General features: G+C 69.6%; 16 protein-coding genes. 6 read left to right on the forward strand and 10 right to left on the reverse strand.

Annotated features, from left to right (window positions below; all coding sequences use genetic code 11):
• The first annotated feature begins 39 nt into the window (after positions 1-39).
• On the forward strand, positions 40-387 hold the full coding sequence (locus tag D7D52_RS29510) for an ArsR/SmtB family transcription factor (protein WP_120741580.1): 348 nt from the start codon (positions 40-42) through the stop codon (positions 385-387).
• 18 nt (positions 388-405) lie between these two features.
• On the opposite strand, the gene D7D52_RS29515 is transcribed toward D7D52_RS29510, so the two are convergent.
• From D7D52_RS29515 to D7D52_RS29550, 8 genes are all read right to left on the reverse strand, one after another.
• A complete protein-coding gene (locus tag D7D52_RS29515) occupies positions 406-690 on the reverse strand; it encodes a hypothetical protein (RefSeq protein WP_120741582.1) in 285 nt (94 codons plus the stop codon).
• 145 nt (positions 691-835) lie between these two features.
• On the reverse strand, positions 836-1,147 hold the full coding sequence (locus tag D7D52_RS29520; RefSeq protein ID WP_120741584.1) for a type II toxin-antitoxin system PemK/MazF family toxin: 312 nt from the start codon (positions 1,145-1,147) through the stop codon (positions 836-838).
• Positions 1,144-1,431, reverse strand: coding sequence for a hypothetical protein (locus D7D52_RS29525; protein WP_187703048.1), 288 nt, complete (start codon positions 1,429-1,431; stop codon positions 1,144-1,146). Before D7D52_RS29525 ends, D7D52_RS29520 begins: the two co-directional genes overlap by 4 nt.
• Positions 1,432-1,470: 39 nt before the next feature.
• Positions 1,471-3,354 (reverse strand): serine/threonine-protein kinase, encoded by a 1,884-nt coding sequence (locus D7D52_RS38790; RefSeq protein ID WP_120741586.1) that lies wholly within the window; start codon positions 3,352-3,354, stop codon positions 1,471-1,473.
• Positions 3,355-3,464: 110 nt separating this feature from the next.
• Entirely contained in the window at positions 3,465-4,826 is a 1,362-nt protein-coding gene (locus D7D52_RS29535; protein ID WP_120744552.1) for a M16 family metallopeptidase, read from the reverse strand.
• Positions 4,827-4,911: 85 nt separating this feature from the next.
• The gene (locus D7D52_RS29540) at positions 4,912-7,173 is read right to left on the reverse strand and encodes a polyribonucleotide nucleotidyltransferase (protein ID WP_120741588.1); all 2,262 of its coding nucleotides are present in this window, start codon (positions 7,171-7,173) and stop codon (positions 4,912-4,914) included.
• Positions 7,174-7,606: 433 nt separating this feature from the next.
• A complete protein-coding gene (rpsO, locus tag D7D52_RS29545; RefSeq protein WP_120741590.1) occupies positions 7,607-7,876 on the reverse strand; it encodes a 30S ribosomal protein S15 in 270 nt (89 codons plus the stop codon).
• Between the two features lie 139 nt (positions 7,877-8,015).
• Positions 8,016-8,975 (reverse strand): bifunctional riboflavin kinase/FAD synthetase, encoded by a 960-nt coding sequence (locus tag D7D52_RS29550; protein WP_120741592.1) that lies wholly within the window; start codon positions 8,973-8,975, stop codon positions 8,016-8,018.
• A 162-nt stretch (positions 8,976-9,137) separates the two neighbouring features.
• Between D7D52_RS29550 and D7D52_RS29555 the strand changes: the two genes are divergently transcribed.
• Positions 9,138-9,902 (forward strand): metal-dependent transcriptional regulator, encoded by a 765-nt coding sequence (locus D7D52_RS29555; RefSeq protein ID WP_246023370.1) that lies wholly within the window; start codon positions 9,138-9,140, stop codon positions 9,900-9,902.
• A 3-nt stretch (positions 9,903-9,905) separates the two neighbouring features.
• On the opposite strand, the gene D7D52_RS29560 is transcribed toward D7D52_RS29555, so the two are convergent.
• Complete coding sequence (locus D7D52_RS29560; RefSeq protein WP_120744553.1) at positions 9,906-10,640, reverse strand: SDR family oxidoreductase; 735 nt, start codon at positions 10,638-10,640, stop codon at positions 9,906-9,908.
• Positions 10,641-10,735: 95 nt separating this feature from the next.
• Positions 10,736-11,629 (reverse strand): LysR family transcriptional regulator, encoded by an 894-nt coding sequence (locus tag D7D52_RS29565; RefSeq protein ID WP_120741597.1) that lies wholly within the window; start codon positions 11,627-11,629, stop codon positions 10,736-10,738.
• Positions 11,630-11,809: 180 nt separating this feature from the next.
• On the opposite strand from D7D52_RS29565, the gene D7D52_RS29570 reads away from it, so the two are divergent.
• Genes D7D52_RS29570 through cydC form a run of 4 tightly spaced genes read left to right on the forward strand, consistent with a single transcriptional unit; the run spans position 11,810 to position 17,537 of the window.
• The gene (locus tag D7D52_RS29570) at positions 11,810-13,258 is read left to right on the forward strand and encodes a cytochrome ubiquinol oxidase subunit I (RefSeq protein WP_120741599.1); all 1,449 of its coding nucleotides are present in this window, start codon (positions 11,810-11,812) and stop codon (positions 13,256-13,258) included.
• A gap of 18 nt (positions 13,259-13,276) precedes the next feature.
• The gene (cydB, locus tag D7D52_RS29575; protein WP_222932696.1) at positions 13,277-14,269 is read left to right on the forward strand and encodes a cytochrome d ubiquinol oxidase subunit II; all 993 of its coding nucleotides are present in this window, start codon (positions 13,277-13,279) and stop codon (positions 14,267-14,269) included.
• Between the two features lie 11 nt (positions 14,270-14,280).
• Complete coding sequence (gene cydD / locus D7D52_RS29580) at positions 14,281-15,927, forward strand: thiol reductant ABC exporter subunit CydD (RefSeq protein WP_120741601.1); 1,647 nt, start codon at positions 14,281-14,283, stop codon at positions 15,925-15,927.
• Positions 15,924-17,537 (forward strand): thiol reductant ABC exporter subunit CydC, encoded by a 1,614-nt coding sequence (gene cydC / locus D7D52_RS29585; RefSeq protein ID WP_222932697.1) that lies wholly within the window; start codon positions 15,924-15,926, stop codon positions 17,535-17,537. The genes cydD and cydC overlap by 4 nt, the downstream gene beginning before the upstream one ends.
• The last annotated feature ends 6 nt before the right edge of the window (positions 17,538-17,543 follow it).

Here is a 17,543-nt window from a genome sequence, read left to right on the forward strand (position 1 = left end):
TCGAGAACTGTCGAACTAGTTATTCGAGTGAGGTAAGTCATGTCCGACGCCGACGCGAAGCCCGTGGTGGCCCCGCTGCCCGCGGTACTCGGCGCACTCCAGGACCCCGTCCGCCTGGAAGTGATCCGGCGCCTCGCCAATGCGGGCCAACCCATGCGCTGCGGCCTCACCTACGACAACATCAGCAAATCCACCGCCGCCCACCACTTCAAAATCCTCCGCGAAGCCGGCGTCACCGAAAAAGTGATCATCGACGGCAACACCCACCTCCGCCTCCGCGCCGACGAACTGAACGCCGCCCTCCCCGGCCTCCTCCCCTCAATCCTCGCCGCCGCCAACCAAGCCCACGCCACCGAAACCCCCGCCCAACCCCCCGCACCGGAATAGCTCCCAGCGCAGTAGTTCTCAGCGCGCGTCGGCCGCGTCTCCCACTCGCGCGCGCAATGCCTCGTTCTCGCTTCGCAGTCGCTCGACCTCCGCCCGCAGCCGCTGGTGTTCGGCGGCGGCGTCACGGCGTTCGAGGGCGATGGCCTCGTCGAGCCGCTGTTTGGTGAAGCGCGGGCGAATGAACTTCACACAGTTCCAGTTGTGGGCTTCCACCGTGATCACAATGGCGCGCTCGGCGATCTTCTGGACCGCGCCGGTGTACGCGGCCGCGCCAGCCCGCCACGATGTTGGATATACGGCCACCCCTCGGCGTGACAGTGCCCAGAAAGAACAAATCCGCCGCACACGGAACCCATCTCCCGGGGTTTTAACGGCTGCGGCTCATCCCGTCCCTGCTCGAACTGCGCCCCAAAATCGCGATAACTGCCCGCCCGCTGTTGCGTGTGGCCTACAGGTCCAGGTAATCGCGTACGGCGGTCTCGAGGGCGTCCATTTCGTCGCGATCGAGGTAGCCGAGCATGTCGGACGTCAGGTACGCCACATCGATGGCGCGGATCTGGTCGGCCAGTAGCCGAGTCTCGCGGCCGTCGCCGAGGTCGATCACCGGGCGAAAGCGCGAAGGCTGCGCTGAAGTTGACGTGGGTACCACGACGACGGTGCTCGAATTCGCTTGGGACATGATCACACCGAAGCGTCTGCCGCCCTGTTCGTGACCCCGAGGCTTGCCCAGGTCGATAGGGAAAATGCTGCCCCGGATCACTCGGGGTCCGCCATGGACACGACGCCACCGCGCCTCTGGCGGTTGGCGAACTGTTCTCGAGCCTTGGCGATGTCGTACTCATCGCTCCAGGCATCGGGTTCATCGGCGAGGTTCTCACCGCTGGCGACGATGGCATCGGATTCGAATTGGATCTGGCGCGCGACTTCCCGGCGGCGCAGCGCTTCGAGGGCACGGCGCAAGACATCGGAGTTGGTCTCGCCGTCGTGGCGCAGTTGTTCTATGAGGGCGGTGTCGTGCTCCGTGGCTCTGAATCCGATCGTCACAGGGCCAGTTTAACAGATGTACAACACCTGCTGTCGGTCTCAAGTGAGGGGGAGGGATTTCCACCAGTCGACGATGCCGGTGGGGGTGTTGGGGGTGCCTCGGGTGTAGAGGATGAATTTTTCGCGGGCGGGGTCGTCGAAGAAGGTGGTGGCGAAGGCGGTGGAGGGGACGTCGGCGTTCGAGTCGAAGCGGTGGTTGGTGTATTCCTTCTTGCCGCAGAACTCTTTGAAGGTGAGGTCTTCGAGGGTGCTGCCCACGGGGTGGATGCGGGTGGCGGCGGATCGGGCGACCGCGCCGGACGCGTAGGCGAACAGCACGTATTCGCGGACCTCGTGGTCGGTGGAGTATTGGCAGTCCCAGGCCGCGTTCCAGCCGTCGAAGGCCCACGGGGGCAGGAAGTCCTTGGTGTCGTGGTCGGCCACCCGGCAGCTGGCGCCGGTGAAGCCCGAACCCAATTCCGGTGTGCGCGGGACCAATCCGGGGAAGGCGGCGCTGATATCGGCGATGTCGGCGGGCGGGGCCTTGGGTTTCTCGGAGTTTCCGGACGGGGACACCAGGAATACCGCGAGCCCGAGTGCGGCCGCCAGGCAGACGCCCAGCAGTACCAGGGTCCGCAAGACCAGCAGCCATTTGCGGCCCGCGCGTGGGGATTTCGATTCCTCGTTGGGCAGCGGGTGCCGGTCGCTCGGGGGGCCGAACAAGCCCGGGATATCGGTCAACCGCCCGGAGCGCAGCGCCACCGAGGACGACGCAGGCCGACGCGCGGCGGGTGCTCCCGGCTGTGCGGCGCGCGACGTCGGCGGAGACGACCGTGGCACCGGCTGAGCCGAACGTGCCGCCGGCTGGGCCGGACGCGGCACCGGCTGCGCGGACCGCGACGGGGCCCGCCCCGGTCCCGCTTGCACGGGCCACGCCCCGGACTGCGTCGCCCGCGCGTCGGGTTGCCGGGTATCCGATTGCGCCGCCCGTGCTTCCGACTGGCCGGCCCGCGCCTTCGCTCCCCCGCGTCTGCCCGGCGCGGCCGACTTCGCCCGGCGCGCAGGCACTTCCGGAGACTTGTCCCGAATCGAAATGGTGGCCGACCCGACCGGATCCCCCACCGCCAGTGCTCGGCGGGCCGCGGCCGCGAACTCCGAGCAGGAGGGGTAGCGGTCGTCCGGGTTCTTGGCCAGGGCTCGGGCGAGTACCGGGTCCAGGGCGGCGGGGAGGCCGGGGCGGCGGCCGGCTATCGAGGGCGGGGTGTCGTAGAGGTGAGCCTTGACGATGGCGCCCAGGTCGGCGGCGGGGAACAGGGGGATGCCGGTCAGGAGGCGAAACAGGGTGCAGGCCAACGAGTATTGGTCGGAGCGGGGGCCGACGGGGAGGTTCTGGAGTTGTTCGGGGGAGGCGTAGGCGAGGGTGGCCATGACCGAGCCGGAGCCGGTGAGGCGGCCGGTGTCCTCTTGCAGCCGCGCGATGCCGAAGTCGGTGAGCAGCACGCCCGCCTGTTGTTCGCGGGTCTCGCGGGCCAGCAGGATGTTGGCGGGCTTGACATCTCGGTGCAGGACACCAACGCGGTGCGCGTAGTCGAGGGCGTCGGCGGTGGCGGTGACGATCTCGACGGCCTGTTCGGGCGTCAGGTCGGTCATGGCCTCGGCTTCGACGCCGTCGATGTACTGCATGGCGATCCACAGTCGCCCGTCCTCGACGCCGCGGTCGTAGACGGTGACGATGCTGGGATGATTCAGCCGCGCCGCCAGATCCGCTTCGCGTTCGAAGCGGGCGTGAGTCTCGGTGTCGCCGTGGAATTCCGCGTTGAGCAGCTTCAACGCGATCCAGCGCGGCAGGCGCGGGTGACGGGCCAGGTAGACGGCGCCCATCCCGCCGCGTCCCAGTTCCCGTTGAATCACATACCCGGCGAAGATCTCACCTGGTCTGAGCACAAGCCCCTCCCATCCAGCGAGGAGATCATAGCCACAAAAGGTGGTGTCTCACACGGTGTCCGGGACTACCGTCGAGTAGCCGTCTCAGAAGGCGAGACGGCTACTCTCGGCTAAGGAACCAGGCGGCGCACCGCGGCCGGCAGATCCCGGGTGCGGCGGTACGGGCCCGCGACCGCGACGCCGAAGGGCCGCGCGAGCAGCGTCACCGCGATCCGCGACACCTCGTCGGTGGTGACTTCGTCTATGCGAGCGAGGGTTTCGGACACGCTGCGGTGATTGCCGTAGGACAGCTCCGAGCGCCCGATCCGGTTCATCCGCGAGCCGGAATCCTCCAGCCCCAGCACCAGCCCGCCGCGCAGCGACCCCTTGGCCCGCGCGCATTCGGCGTCGGTGATGCCATTGGCCGCCACCTCCTCGAGCACCCCGCGCGCCAAAGTGGCGACGTGGCCGAGGTTTTCGGGCTGGCAGCCGATGTACACCGAGAACGCGCCGGTGTCGGCGAAGGTGTCGACGCTGGAGTACACCGAGTACGCCAGCCCGCGCTCCTCCCGAATGCGCTGGAACAGCCGCGAACTCAGCCCGCCGCCGAGCACGGTGTTGAGCACCGACAGCGGCCAGCGCTTCTCGCCCTCGTGCCGGCCGAAGGCGCGGGTGCCGAACACCAGGTGCGCCTGCTCGCTGTCGCGCTGGATGCGCAGCAGTTCCGGATTGCCGCGCGGCCGGAACTTGCCCTCGCGCCGGGGCGCGGGCGCCAGGCCCGGCTCCAGCCGATGCGCGAACGCCCGGTGCACCAGCTCGACCACGTGATCGTGTTCGATATTGCCGGCGACCGCGACCACCATCCGGTCGGGCCGGTAGCGGCGCAGATGGAACGAGCGCAGCTGATGGGTCCGCATGTCTTCGATGGTCTCGACGCTGCCGATCACCGGCCGCCCGATCGGATGATCGCCGAACAGCGCGGTGAGGAAGGCGTCGCCGACCATGTCCTCGGGATCGTCGTCGCGCATGGAGATCTCCTCCAGCACCACTTGCCGTTCCACCGCCACGTCGTCGGCCCGGCACAGGCCGTTGAGCACGACATCGGTGACCAGATCCACCGCCAGCGGCAGATCCTCGTCGATGACGTGCGCGTAGTAGCAGGTCTGCTCCTTGGCGGTGAACGCGTTGAGCTCACCGCCGACCGCGTCCATGGCCTGCGCGATATCCAGCGCCGAACGCGTCGGCGTGGCCTTGAACAGCAGATGCTCGAGGAAGTGCGCGGCGCCGGCGACGGTCGGGCCTTCGTCGCGCGAACCGACCCCCACCCACACGCCGATCGAGGCCGACCGCACCCCGGGCACGTGTTCGGTGACCACTCGTAGACCGCCCGGCAGCACGGTGCGGCGCACGCCGATATCCGTGGCGGCGGCCTCTTTCTGGGAGATCACGAGTGAAGAACCCCCCTGCTCCAGATTCCGGAGCAGAGGGGCCATGTCCTTCGCGCCCAGCGCGGAGTCTGTCGCGGTGCGCGCGGACCCCGCGCGCACCGCGGACTGCTTCTTCGTCACAGAGAAATAATTACTCTGCGATCGCGTCGACCGCAGCCGAGGCTTCGGAGTTGTCCGAATCCTCGTCGACCGGCACCAGCGAGATCTTGCCGCGGTTGTCGATGTCGGCGATCTCGACGCGCAGCTTGTCGCCGACGTTGACCACGTCCTCGACCTTGGCGACGCGCTTGCCGTTGCCCAGCTTCGAGATGTGCACCAGACCGTCGCGGCCCGGCAGCAGCGAGACGAACGCGCCGAAGGCGGTGGTCTTGACGACCGTGCCCAGGAAGCGCTCGCCGACCTTCGGCAGCTGCGGGTTGGCGATGGCGTTGATCGCGTCGATCGCGGCCTGCGCCGACGGGCCGTCGGTCGCGCCGACGAACACGGTGCCGTCATCCTCGATGGAGATGTTGGCGCCGGTGTCCTCGGTGATCTGGTTGATGACCTTGCCCTTGGGCCCGATCACCTCGCCGATCTTGTCGACCGGGATCTTGATGGCGGTGACGCGCGGAGCGTAGGGGCTCATCTCGTCCGGGGTGTTGATGGCCTCGGCCATGACATCCAGGATGGTGTAGCGCGCGTCCTTGGCCTGGTTCAGCGCACCGGCCAGCACCTGCGACGGGATGCCGTCGAGCTTGGTGTCCAGCTGCAGCGCGGTCACGAACTCGCGGGTGCCGGCGACCTTGAAGTCCATGTCGCCGAAGGCATCCTCGGCGCCCAGGATGTCGGTGAGGGCCACGTAGCGGACCTCGTCCTCACCCTTGTCGTTCTTCACGGTGTCCGACACCAGGCCCATGGCGATACCGGCGACGGGGGCCTTGAGCGGCACACCGGCGTTCAGCAGCGACAGGGTCGAGGCGCAGACCGAGCCCATCGAGGTGGAACCGTTGGAGCTCAACGCCTCCGAGACCTGACGGATGGCGTAGGGGAACTCCTCCTGCGAGGGCAGCACCGGCATCAGCGCCCGCTCGGCGAGCGCGCCGTGGCCGATCTCGCGGCGCTTGGGCGAACCCACGCGGCCGGTCTCACCGGTGGAGAACGGCGGGAAGTTGTAGTGGTGCATGTAGCGCTTGGAGGTCTCCGGGCCGAGCGAGTCGACCTGCTGCGCCATCTTCACCATGTCGAGGGTGGTGACGCCCAGGATCTGGGTCTCGCCACGCTCGAACAGCGCCGAACCGTGAGCGCGCGGCACGACCGCGACCTCGGCGGACAGGGCGCGGATGTCGGCCAGGCCACGGCCGTCGATGCGGAAGCTGTCGGTCAGGATGCGCTGGCGCACCAGCTTCTTGGTGACCGAGCGGAAGGCCGCGCCGATCTCCTTCTCGCGACCCGGGAAGGTCTCGGCCAGCTCGGAGAGCACCGCGAGCTTGATCTCGTCGGTCTTCTCGTCGCGCTCCTGCTTGCCCGCGATGGACAACGCCTCGTTGAGCTCGCGCTTGGCGGTGCCCTCGACGGCCTCGTACACATCGGACTGGTACGGCAGGAAGATCGGGAACTCTTCGGTCGGCTTGGCGGCCAGGGCAGCCAGGTCGGCCTGCGCCTTGCACAGCCGCGCGATGAACGGCTTGGCGGCCTCGAGGCCCTCGGCCACAACGGTTTCCGTCGGCGCGGTGGCGCCGTCGGCGATCAGCGACAGCACGTGGGACGGGGCCTCGGCCTCGACCATCATGATGGCGACGTCACCGTCGACCACGCGGCCCGCGACGACCATGTCGAACACGGCGCCCTCGAGCTGCTCGACGGTCGGGAACGCCACCCACTGGCCCTCGATCAGCGCGACGCGCACGCCGCCGACCGGACCGGAGAACGGCAGGCCCGCGATCTGGGTGGACGCCGAGGCGGCGTTGATGGCGACCACGTCGTAGAGATCCTTGGGATCCAGCGACATGACGGTCACCACGACCTGGATCTCGTTGCGCAGGCCGTCGACGAACGACGGGCGCAGCGGCCGGTCGATCAGGCGGCAGGTCAGGATCGCGTCGGTGGAGGGGCGGCCCTCACGACGGAAGAACGAGCCGGGGATGCGGCCCGCGGCGTACATGCGCTCTTCGACGTCGACCGTCAGCGGGAAGAAGTCGAACTGATCCTTGGGCTGCTTGGAGGCGGTGGTCGCCGACAGCAGCATGGTCTCGTCGTCGAGGTAGGCGACCACGGAACCCGCGGCCTGCTTGGCCAGGCGGCCGGTCTCGAAACGGATGGTGCGAGTGCCGTAGCTGCCGTTGTCGATCAGGGCGACGGACTCGAAAACGCCGGGCTCGACCTCGGCGGCGGAACTGGTCTGGGTGTCAGACATGTGTGTTATCTCAACCTCTCGTCTTCGCCGGCTGTGCGCACATCCTCTCGTGCGTTCCGGCTCGTCGGCCGTACCCGGCATGGGCGTGCGCCAACCCTCCTGGTCAGCGGCACGCACACCCGGCCAACCCCCTCGACTGGAGTTTCTCCAAGAGAGGCGACGCGGAGGCGATCATCGATCGAAGCCCTCCGGGCGCGCAGGATTCCTCGTCTTGCTACGCCCCGAAAAGCCACTACCGAAGACCGACGCCACGCGGGCGGGTGCATACGGCTTCTGTTGGCGTATACCTGCCTCGACCTCCCCCTCGTGAGGACATCGGGCACATATACGAAAGGCCAACGAGGAGATTCTATGCCTCCCCGTCGGCCGGTTCGTCAACTACCTCTGCCGTCCAGGTGTGTCACCTCGGACGACACGGTGGCCACCGCTGAAATCAGCGACGCAGGCCCAGACGCTCGATCAGCGAGCGGTAACGCTCGATGTCCTTGGCCTGCAGGTACTTCGACAGGCGGCGACGACGACCGATCAGCGCCAGCAGACCGTGGCGGGTGTGGTGGTCGTGCTTGTGCACCTTGAGGTGCTCGGTCAGATCGGCGATCCGCTTGGACAGCAGCGCGATCTGCGCCTCCGGGGAACCGGTGTCGGTCGGGTGCACCCGGTACTCGGCCAGAATGGCCTGCTTCTGCTCGGTGGTCAGAGCCACAGATATCTCCTGGTGTTTCAGTCCGCGCTCGACAGGGAACCTCGGAAGGTCTCCCTCGGGTGCCGCCGCGAACCGCAGCAAACCCGACGAGCCAGCCTACCGGAGGCGGTTGCCTCGCGGAAATCGGCCCCCGGGCGGTCTATTCGCGGGTCTCGTCGTCGAGCACCTTGCGGGCCTGCTCGACGTCCTTGCCGATGGCCGCGACCAGATCGTCGATGGACTCGAATTTCCGCATGCCGCGCAGCTGTTCGACGAAGTCCACGGCCACGTGCTTGCCGTAGAGGTCGGCGTCGAAATCGAGGATGTGCGGTTCGACGGTGCGATTGCGGCCGTCGAAGGTCGGGTTGGTGCCGATCGAGATGGCGGCCATGAGCCGCTGACCGGCCAGCGGGTCGCCGGGTTCCAGCACGGTGAACCAGCCCGCGTACACCCCGTCGGCGGGGATCGCGGCGTGCATGGTCGGGGCCACGTTGGCGGTCGGGAAGCCCAGCCCCTTGCCGCGGCCGTCGCCGTGCACGACCACGCCCTCGACGCGGTGCGGGCGGCCCAGCGCCTCGGCGGCCGCGCCCACATTGCCGTCCGAGAGCGTGCCGCGAATGTAGGTGGAGGAGAAGGTGACCGCGTGTTCGCCGAGCAGCTGCACGCCGTCGACGTCGAAGCCGTATTCGGCGCCCAGTTCACGCATGGTGTCGAGGGTGCCGGCGGCTTGCTTGCCGAAGGTGAAGTTGTCGCCCACCACGACCTCGGCCACGTGCAGCCGGTCGACGAGCAGTTCCTCGACGTATTCGCGCGGGGTCAGCTTCATGAAGTCGCGGGTGAACGGCATCACCACGAACACGTCGATGCCGAGTTCCTCGACCAGTTGCGCGCGCCGGTCCAGGGTGGACAGCTGCGCGGGATGCGAGCCGGGGCGCACCACGTCCAGCGGGTGCGGGTCGAAGGTCATCAGCACCGATGGAACCCCGCGCACCGCAGCGGATTTCACCGCGCGGCTGATGAGCTGGGCGTGACCGCGGTGCACGCCGTCGAACACCCCGATGGTGAGGACGCATCGTCCCCAGTCCGCGGGCATCTCGTCGAGGCTTCGCCATCTCTGCACAGAGGAAGCCTACGCAAAGCGCGTCACCGGCAATATTCGGCGGGGCGGATATGCCCGGGTGGAAGCATGCCCGTCACCCCCTGTTCATACTGGCTCGCATGGTCGGTAGCACCGCGCGAGCCGATGTGTGAAACCGCGCGAGGTGTGCCTAAGCTCGGGTACGTGCCCGGAAAACGAGACATCGCCACGCGCCGCGAGCTGGCCGATCCGTCCGCACCTTCCGAAACCCACGCGACCACCGTGACCCAGGGCGCCAGCGTCGCGCCGGTGCTGTCGTCGGTGGCCCAGGACTATTTGAAAGTGATCTGGACCGCCCGAGAGTGGTCGCAGGACAAGGTGACCACCAAGCTGCTCGCCGAGAAGATCGGGGTGTCGGCCTCGACGGTGTCTGAGGCGGTGCGCAAGCTGGCCGATCAGGGCCTGGTCGAGCACGCGCGCTACGGGTCCATCACGCTCACCGAGGAGGGCAGCCGGGCCGCGGTCGCCATGGTGCGCCGGCACCGGCTCATCGAGACGTTCCTGGTCAACGAGCTCGGCTACGGCTGGGACGAGGTGCACGACGAGGCCGAGGTGCTCGAGCACGCGGTCTCGGAAACCCTGATGGAGCGCATCGACGCCAAACTCGGCCACCCCGACCGGGATCCGCACGGCGACCCCATCCCCTCGGTCGACGGCGCGGTGCCGACTCCCCCGGCCCGCCAGCTCAGTGATTTCGGCGCGGGCGAATCCGGCCGCGTGGCACGCATTTCCGACTCCGACCCGGCCATGCTGCGCTACTTCGATTCCCTGGGCATCGCCTTGGACACCCCGATCGCGGTGGTGGAACGCCGCGATTTCGCGGGCACCATCGCCGTGCTGGTCGAGGAGCGCACCATCGACCTCGGCAGCATTGCCGCCGAGGCCATCTGGTTGAGCGAGGCCCACTAGCCCTCAGACCAGGCGGTGGCCGCCGTCGACATGCAGGACGGTGCCGGTGATGAAGGGGTTGTGGATCAGCGACAGGACGGCGGCGGCGATGTCGTCGGGGCGGCCCAGGCGCTGGGCGGGGAGTTTCTCGGCCATGGCGCGCAGGCGTTCGTCCTTGTCGTCCCAGGGCATGGCGTCCCAGATGTCGGTGAGCACCCAGCCGGGTGAGACCGCGTTGACGCGGCGGGGGCTCAGTTCCACCGCGAGGGCGCGGGCCAGGCCCTCGAGGGCCGCGTTCACGGCGGCGACCATGGCTCCGCCGGGGGCGGGTCGGTAGGCGGCGATACCGGAAACGAAAGTGAGCGAACCGGTTTCGGGCAGGCGGGCGTGTTTGGCCAGCAGCATCGAACCGATCAGCTTGGTTTCGATCATGCCGCGGCCGCGGGCGAAATCGAAGTCGGCGAGCGGGCCGTAGGAGCCGCGAATGTCGGCCGCGGTGGTGATGACGTGATCGACGACGCCGACCGTCTCGAACACCCGCGACACCTGCTGTTCGTCGGTGATGTCGGCGGCGAGGGCGGTGAGTTTGCCGTCGCCGAGTTCGCGCACGGCGTCGGCGAGCCGTTGTTCGGAGCGGCCGACGATGATCACCTCGTAGCCCGCGCGCAGCAGCGCGTCGGCGGTCGCCTGGCCCATGCCGGAGCCGCCGCCCACGACCACGGCGCGTCCGGAGTGTTGCGTAAATCCCTTGTCTGTCATGCCTTTCAGCCAACCCCCGGCACACGCCACCGTCCACGACGCACGGTCGAACACGCCTGAGGCGGGGGCTAACGCCGCCGGTGGCGGGCCCGGCGTCAGTCCGAGGACAGTCGCAGACCGCCCGACAGCGCGTCGGCCATGGTGTGCAGCAGCGGGTTTCGGGTGGTGGCGCGCCAGGCGGCGGCGTAGGTGATGAGCAGCGGGCGCGGGTGCAGGGGCCGCCAGACCAGGCCGGGCATCGCGGCGGTGCGGGCCGAGCCGACGCCGATGGAGTCCGGACGCAGCGGCAGCAGTTGCAGCATTTGGGCGTGGCTCATGGCGCTGTCGCTGAGCACCACCGCGGCGCCGCGTTCGCGCAGCTGCGCGAGCACCGAATCGTGGACCTCGGGGGCGGCGTCGCGGGCGAACATGATCAGCTCGTGGTCGCCGAGGCGGGCGGGCTCCACCGAACCGGCTGCGGCGAGCGGGTTCTCGCGCGACATGACGATGCCGAGTTCCTCGTCGGCGATGGGCGTGTGGGTGAGATGCTCGGCCAGCCGCACCGGCAGCCGCAGCACCGCCAGATCCACCTCGTCCCGATCCAGCAGCCGCGCCTGATCGCCGCTGGTCCCGGTGGTCAACGCCACCCGCACCCCCGGCTGCCGCGCCTTGAGCAACGCCTCGATGCGGCCCGGCAGCCATTGCGGCGCACCGTTGACCACCCCCAGCCGGAACACCGCCTGCCCCGGCCGCGCCACCGCCCGCGTCTCTCGCAAGGCGACGTCGGCCGCCTCCAGCACGGTGCGCGCCGAGGTCAGCAGCACCTCCCCCGCCGCCGTCAGCTCGACCCCGTGGTTTCCCCGAATCAGCAGCGGCCCACCGACTTCCCGCTCGATGGCCCGCACCTGCTGGCTCAGCGTCGGAGTGGAAATGAACAACCGCTCCGCCGCCCGCCGAAAATGCAGCTCCTCCGCCACCGCGACGAAATACCGCAACTGCCGCAACTCCACCCTTAGAAGGGTAGGCGGCCCCGCCGAAACCGCGGCCGCCCCGGCCGAATCGAAGCCGAACCCCGCCGCGAGCTACCACACCGGCGGACGCTTCACAAGGGTCTTGGGGGCGCTTTCTCGGCGGTGAACTGCGGCCGCAGGGAGGCGTTTCGGGCAGGCGCGGCGCTGAAGACTCGGGGGATGCTCGTGCCGCATCTCGGGGTCGTGGACCTCGCCCGACTGCAATTCGCTGGAACGACGGCCATCCATTGGCTTTTCGTCCTTCTCACGCTCGGCGTGGTGCCGGTGGTCGCCGCGTTTCACACCTGCGCCGCGTTCACCCGGGATCCGGTGCGGCGGGCCGCTCGGGAGCGGGCCACGCGGTTCTGGGGGCAGCTGTATGTCATCAACTACGCGGTGGGCATCGTCACCGGGCTGGTGATGGAGTTCCAGTTCGGGTTGGCCTGGAGCGGGTTGAGCAAGGTGTTCGGCAATGTGATCGGGGCGCCGATCGCCTTGGAAACACTGGTCGCGTTTTTCGCCGAGTCGACTTTTCTGGGGATGTGGATCTTCGGGTGGGGGCGGTTGCGGCCGTGGCTGCATGCCGGGCTGCTGTGGGTGGTGACGCTGACCGCGTACGCGTCGGCCTATTTCATTCTGGTGTCCAACGGGTTCATGCAGCATCCGGTCGGGTTCGAGACGCGCGAGGGCACCGCGCATCTCACCGATCTGCGGGCGGTGCTCACCAATCCCAGTGCGCTGTATGCCTTCGCGCACGTGAGCGCGGCGGCGGTGTTGTGCGGCGGGGTGTTTCTGGCCGGTGTCAGCGCCTACCATGTCGCGCGCCGCAGCGCCGATCGGCGGTTCTTCCTGCCGTCACTGCGGGTGGGGCTGGTGCTGGCCGCGCTGGCCAGTTACCCGGTGTATCGGCTCGGCGTGAAACAGTATCCGCTGCTGGGCCGCACGCAGCCGATGAAGCTGGCGGCCGGCAAGGGCGGGCCGCGGGTCGCGAAGTTGCAGGATGCGATGGCGGCCCAGCACGGGCCTGGCGATTACGTGCCGCCCGCCTGGATCGCCCATGCCGAAGAGGTGATGCTGCGCACCGGCATGCTCACCATGGCGATCGTGCTGCTCGCCGTCGTCGTGGTGTTCCATTCGGCGCTCACCCGTTTTCCGGTGATCGCGGTGCTGTTCGCGCTCGGCTATCCCATGACGCTGGTGCGGACCGCGGGCGGCCTGCTGCCCGGGGTGAGTGAGCGGGGCCGCTACGGCATCGCCCTGGCCCTGGTGGTGTTGCTGCTGGTGCTCGGCGGTCGTGTCGCGCGCCGGCCGGCGACGGCTTGGCTGCTGGTCGCGGCGATCCCCTTGCCGTTCCTCGCTTCCGTCGGCGGCTGGGTGTTTCGTGAGGTGGGCCGCCAGCCCTGGCTGGTCTACGGCCAGCTCACCGTGGACGAGGCCGTCTCGCACGTGAGCGTCGCCACTATGTGGGCCTCCTGTATCGCGTTCCTGACCGTCTTCGCCGCCCTCGCGCTCACCGATTGGGCGTTGATCGCGCGCTTCGCCGCCCGGGGTCCGGCCGGCACCCAGCTCGGTGCGCCCGAGCCCGTCGACCCGATCACCGATGCGGGCGAATTCGCCCGCGTGCTCTAGGTTTTGGAAGGAATTCCCGTGCACATCGTCTGGCTGGCCCTGTTGGGCTTGCTGCTCAGCGGCTATTTCGTCCTGGCCGGTTACGACTACGGCACCCAGGTGCTGTATCCGTTCGTGGCGCGCGGCGAGCGCGAACGCCGCACGGTGCGGGCCGCGCTGGGCCCGTTCTTCTTCGGCAACGAGGTCTGGCTGGTGGCCGTCGTCGGAGTGTTGTTCGGCGGGTTCCCTTTCGTCGAAGGGGAACTGCTCTCGGGTCTGTACCCGCTGGTGGTGGTCGTGCTGCTCGGCTTGGTTGTGGGCAAGGCCGCGATCCAGCTGCGCGGCCGCATGTCGAGTGCGGCCGGGCGGCGGCTGTGGGATGCGTTGATCGTGCTCGGCGGTGTCGTGCCGGCCGCCGGCTGGGGGATGGTGATCGGCGTGCTGCTGCGCGGCGTTCCGCGGACACCCGGCGGCGCGTATGCGCTGCGGTGGTCGACCGTGCTGGAGCCGTTCGTGCTGGCGACCGGTCTGGGCGGAGTGCTGCTGTTCGCGGCGCACGGCGCGGCGTTTCTGTCGGTGCGCACGGAAGGGCCGGTGGCGCAGCGGGTCCGGCGGCTGACACCGGTCCTGTCGGCAATGGCAGCGGCGGCGGTCATCGCGAGTACCGCTCTCTCCCAGGATGTTTCGATCACGGAGCCCGGCCGGGCCCGGTGCTGTGCGGGTGTCCTGGTCGTGGCGCTGGTTATCGCGGTGATCGCGAGCATGCGTGGCCGGTTCACGGCGGCGTTCGCGGCCACCATCGTCTCGGTCGCCGTGCCGGTCCCGCTGGTCGGCGTGGCTTTGCACCCGTACCTGCTGGTTTCGGCTCCCGGCCAGGGCGTGACGGTCACCGAGGCCGCCGCCGATTCGGTGACGCTGACCGCCCTGCTGCCCGTGGCGATCCTGATCGTTCCGACCATCCTGGCCTATCAGCTGTGGAGCTGGCGATTGTTCCGCGGCCGCATCACGGCGGACGCTCCCGGCTACTTCTAGGCGGTCCGACCATGAAACCCATCGAACGGCGGTTGATCCGCGAAAACCCGTGTGCCCGTGCCCATCTGCTGGTGTCGGTGGTCCTGACCGTCGTGACGGCGATGGCCATCATCGCGCAGGCCGACCTGCTGGCCCGCGCGCTCACCGGTGCGACGTGGGCACTGCCCGCGCTGGCCGGTGTGATCGTGGTGCGTGCCGCGCTCGCCCACGGTCGCACGATCCTGGCCGATCGCGCCGCCGCCACCGTGAAATCCGCGCTGCGGGAACGGCTCCTGCGAGCCATCGGGTCGATGCCGGTGGCTCGTTTGAACCGGGATCGCCACGGCGAGCTGACCACGCTGGTGACGCGTGGCGTGGCGGCCCTGGACCCCTACTTCACCGGCTATCTTCCGAAACTCGTTGCCGCCGTCGTGATTCCACCGCTGGTGTTGGTCCGTCTCGCCGCCGCCGATTGGCTCGCGGCGCTGACCATCGCGGTGACCCTGCCGCTCATCCCGCTCTTCGGCGCGCTGGTCGGCTTGCACACCCGCCGGCGCACCGAGCAGCAATGGTCGGCCCTGTCCCGGCTGAGCGGCCACTTCCTGGATGTGGTCACGGGCCTGCCCACTCTGCGCGCCTTCGGCCGGGCCCGGCATCAGGTCGATGTCGTCGCCCGCCTGTCCGACACCCATCGGCGAGCGACGCTGCGCACCCTGCGGGTGGCGTTCCTGTCCGCGCTGGTCCTGGAATGGGTTGCCGCCCTGTCGATTGCGGTGGTCGCGGTCCCGGTCGGGTTGCGCCTGCTCGACGGCCGCGCCGAGCTCGCCACCGCCCTGCTGGTGCTGTTGCTGGCCCCGGAGGCGTACCTGCCGCTGCGAGCCGCCGGCGCCGCCTTCCACGACAGCGCCGAGGGTGTCACCGTGGCCACCGAGGTCTTCGCGGTGCTCGACGAGGTCACCACCGCTCCGGTCAAGACGAATTCGACTGGATTGAAAAACTTTTCGTCACCCCGCGAGCTGGTGTTCGATCGCGTGAGCGTGCACTATCCCGGCCGCGCCACCCCGGCCCTGGACCGATTCTCCCTGCGGCTCAGCGCCGGTGAACGTATCGGCCTGGTCGGTCCGAGCGGCGCGGGCAAATCCACCCTGCTGGCGCTGCTGCTCGGTTTCACCGCGCCCACCTCGGGCCGCATCCTGGCCGACCGCCGCCCGCTCGCCGAATCCGGCTGGGACGCCTGGCGGCGATCGATCGCCTGGGTTCCCCAGCGTCCGCACCTGTTCGCGACCTCCATCGCCGACAACATCCGCCTCGGCCGCCCCGGCGCTGCCCTGTCCGAGGTGCGCGAGGCCGCCCGCGCCGCCTCGTCCGACGAGTTCATCCAGGCCCTGCCGGACGGCTACGACACCGTCCTCGGCGAGCGCGGCGCGGGCCTGTCCGCCGGTCAACGTCAGCGAATCGCCTTGGCGCGGGCCTTTCTCCGGGACGCCCCGCTGCTGTTGCTCGACGAGCCCACCGCCCACCTCGACCTGGCCGGCGAGGCCGCCGTCACCGCTGCGTCGGCCCGCTTGATGGCGGGCCGCACCACCCTGATCGTGGCCCACCGCCCGGCACTGCTCGAGCACGTCGACCGCGTGATCACCCTGGGCCGCCACTCCGAACCCAACAGGAGGATCGCGTGACTCTGTCGCTGCCGCGATTGCTGCGAATGTTCGCCCCGCACCGCGGCCGGGTAGTACTCGCCACGCTGGCGGCGCTGGCCGCGGAAGCGGCGGCCCTGGCGCTGCTCGCCACGGCCGGGTGGTTGATCGCGCGCGCCGGTGACCATCCGCCGCTGGCCGCCGTGGCCGTCGCGCTGGTGGCGGTGCGCGCGCTGGCGCTCGGCCGGGGCGTATTCCGTTATGCCGAACGGCTGCTCGGCCACGACAGCGCGCTGGCGGTGGTGACGGATCTGCGCACCGCCGTCTATCGCGGACTGGAACCGCTCGCCCCGGAGGGGGTGGCCGGTTTCCGCGGTGGCGACCTGCTCACCCGGCTGGTGGAGGATGTCGACGCGGTGCAGGATCTGTTTCTGCGCTGCCTGCTGCCCGCGACCGTGGCGGCCGGAATCGCCGTCGCCGCGGTGGGTTTCACCGCCACGCTGTCGCTCCCGGCGGCGGCCGTGCTGTCCGCCGGACTGGTGATCGCCGGAGTGCTGGTGCCGTGCGCGGTCGCTGCCGCGACCGCCCGCACCTCCACCGCACCGGATGGCCGCGGTGAACTGGCCGCCCGCACAGTCGATTTGATCGAGGGCGCGGCCGACCTGGCCGCCTACAACGCGACCGGCACCGCGGTTTCCGCGGCCCGCGCGCTCGAACGCGAACTGGCCCGGCGCCAGCGCCGCACCGCCCGAACCTCCGCGCTGGCGACCGCCGCGGTGCTCGCCGCCCAGGGTGCGACCGCCCTCGGCATCACCGCGATCGGGCTGCGCACCCCGCTCACCACCGTGACCACCACACTGCTGGTGGTGCTCGCGCTGGCCGTCTTCGAATCGTTTGCGCCGCTGCCCGATTCGGCGCGCAGACTGGTCGAGGTGCGCGCCTCGGCCCGTCGCCTCTCGACGATCCTCACCGCCGCGCCGCCGGTGCGCGAACCCACCCGGGACGCGCCACCCCTCACCTCCCGCCGGCCCCTGATCGAGATCCGCGGCCTGCGCGTCCCCGGCCGCCTGGACGAACCCCTCGATCTGCGGCTGGAACCGGGCCGCCGCATCGCTTTGACGGGGCCGAGCGGCGCCGGGAAATCGACGGTCCTGGCCGTGCTGCTGCGTTTCGTCGCCTACGAGGGCAGCGTCCGCGTCGACGGCCGCGAACTCAGCACCCTGCCCGGCGACGACGTCCGCCGCCTCGTCACCGGAATGACGCAGGACGCCCACGTCTTTCACGCCACCCTGCGCGAGAACCTGCGCTTCGCCCGCCCCGACGCCACCCTCGAGGAGCTGCGCGCCGCCGCGCGCCGGGCCCGGCTGCTGGACTGGATCGAATCCCTGCCGCAGGGCTGGGACACCCTCGTCGGCGCGGGCGGGACCGGCATGTCGGGCGGACAGCGGCAGCGTCTGCTGCTCGCCCGGGCCTTGCTCGCGGACCCGCCGGTGTTGCTGCTGGACGAGCCCACCGAGGGCCTGGACCCCGATACTGCCGCCGACCTGCTGGCCGATCTGCTCGACCTCACCCGCGCCCGCACCACCCTCATGGTCAGCCACTCCCCCGCCGCGATGGCGGCAGCGGACGAGATCTGCTCGGTCGCAGGATGATTCGAG

This window comes from Nocardia yunnanensis (assembly GCF_003626895.1).
Taxonomy (GTDB): Bacteria; Actinomycetota; Actinomycetes; order Mycobacteriales; family Mycobacteriaceae; genus Nocardia; species Nocardia yunnanensis.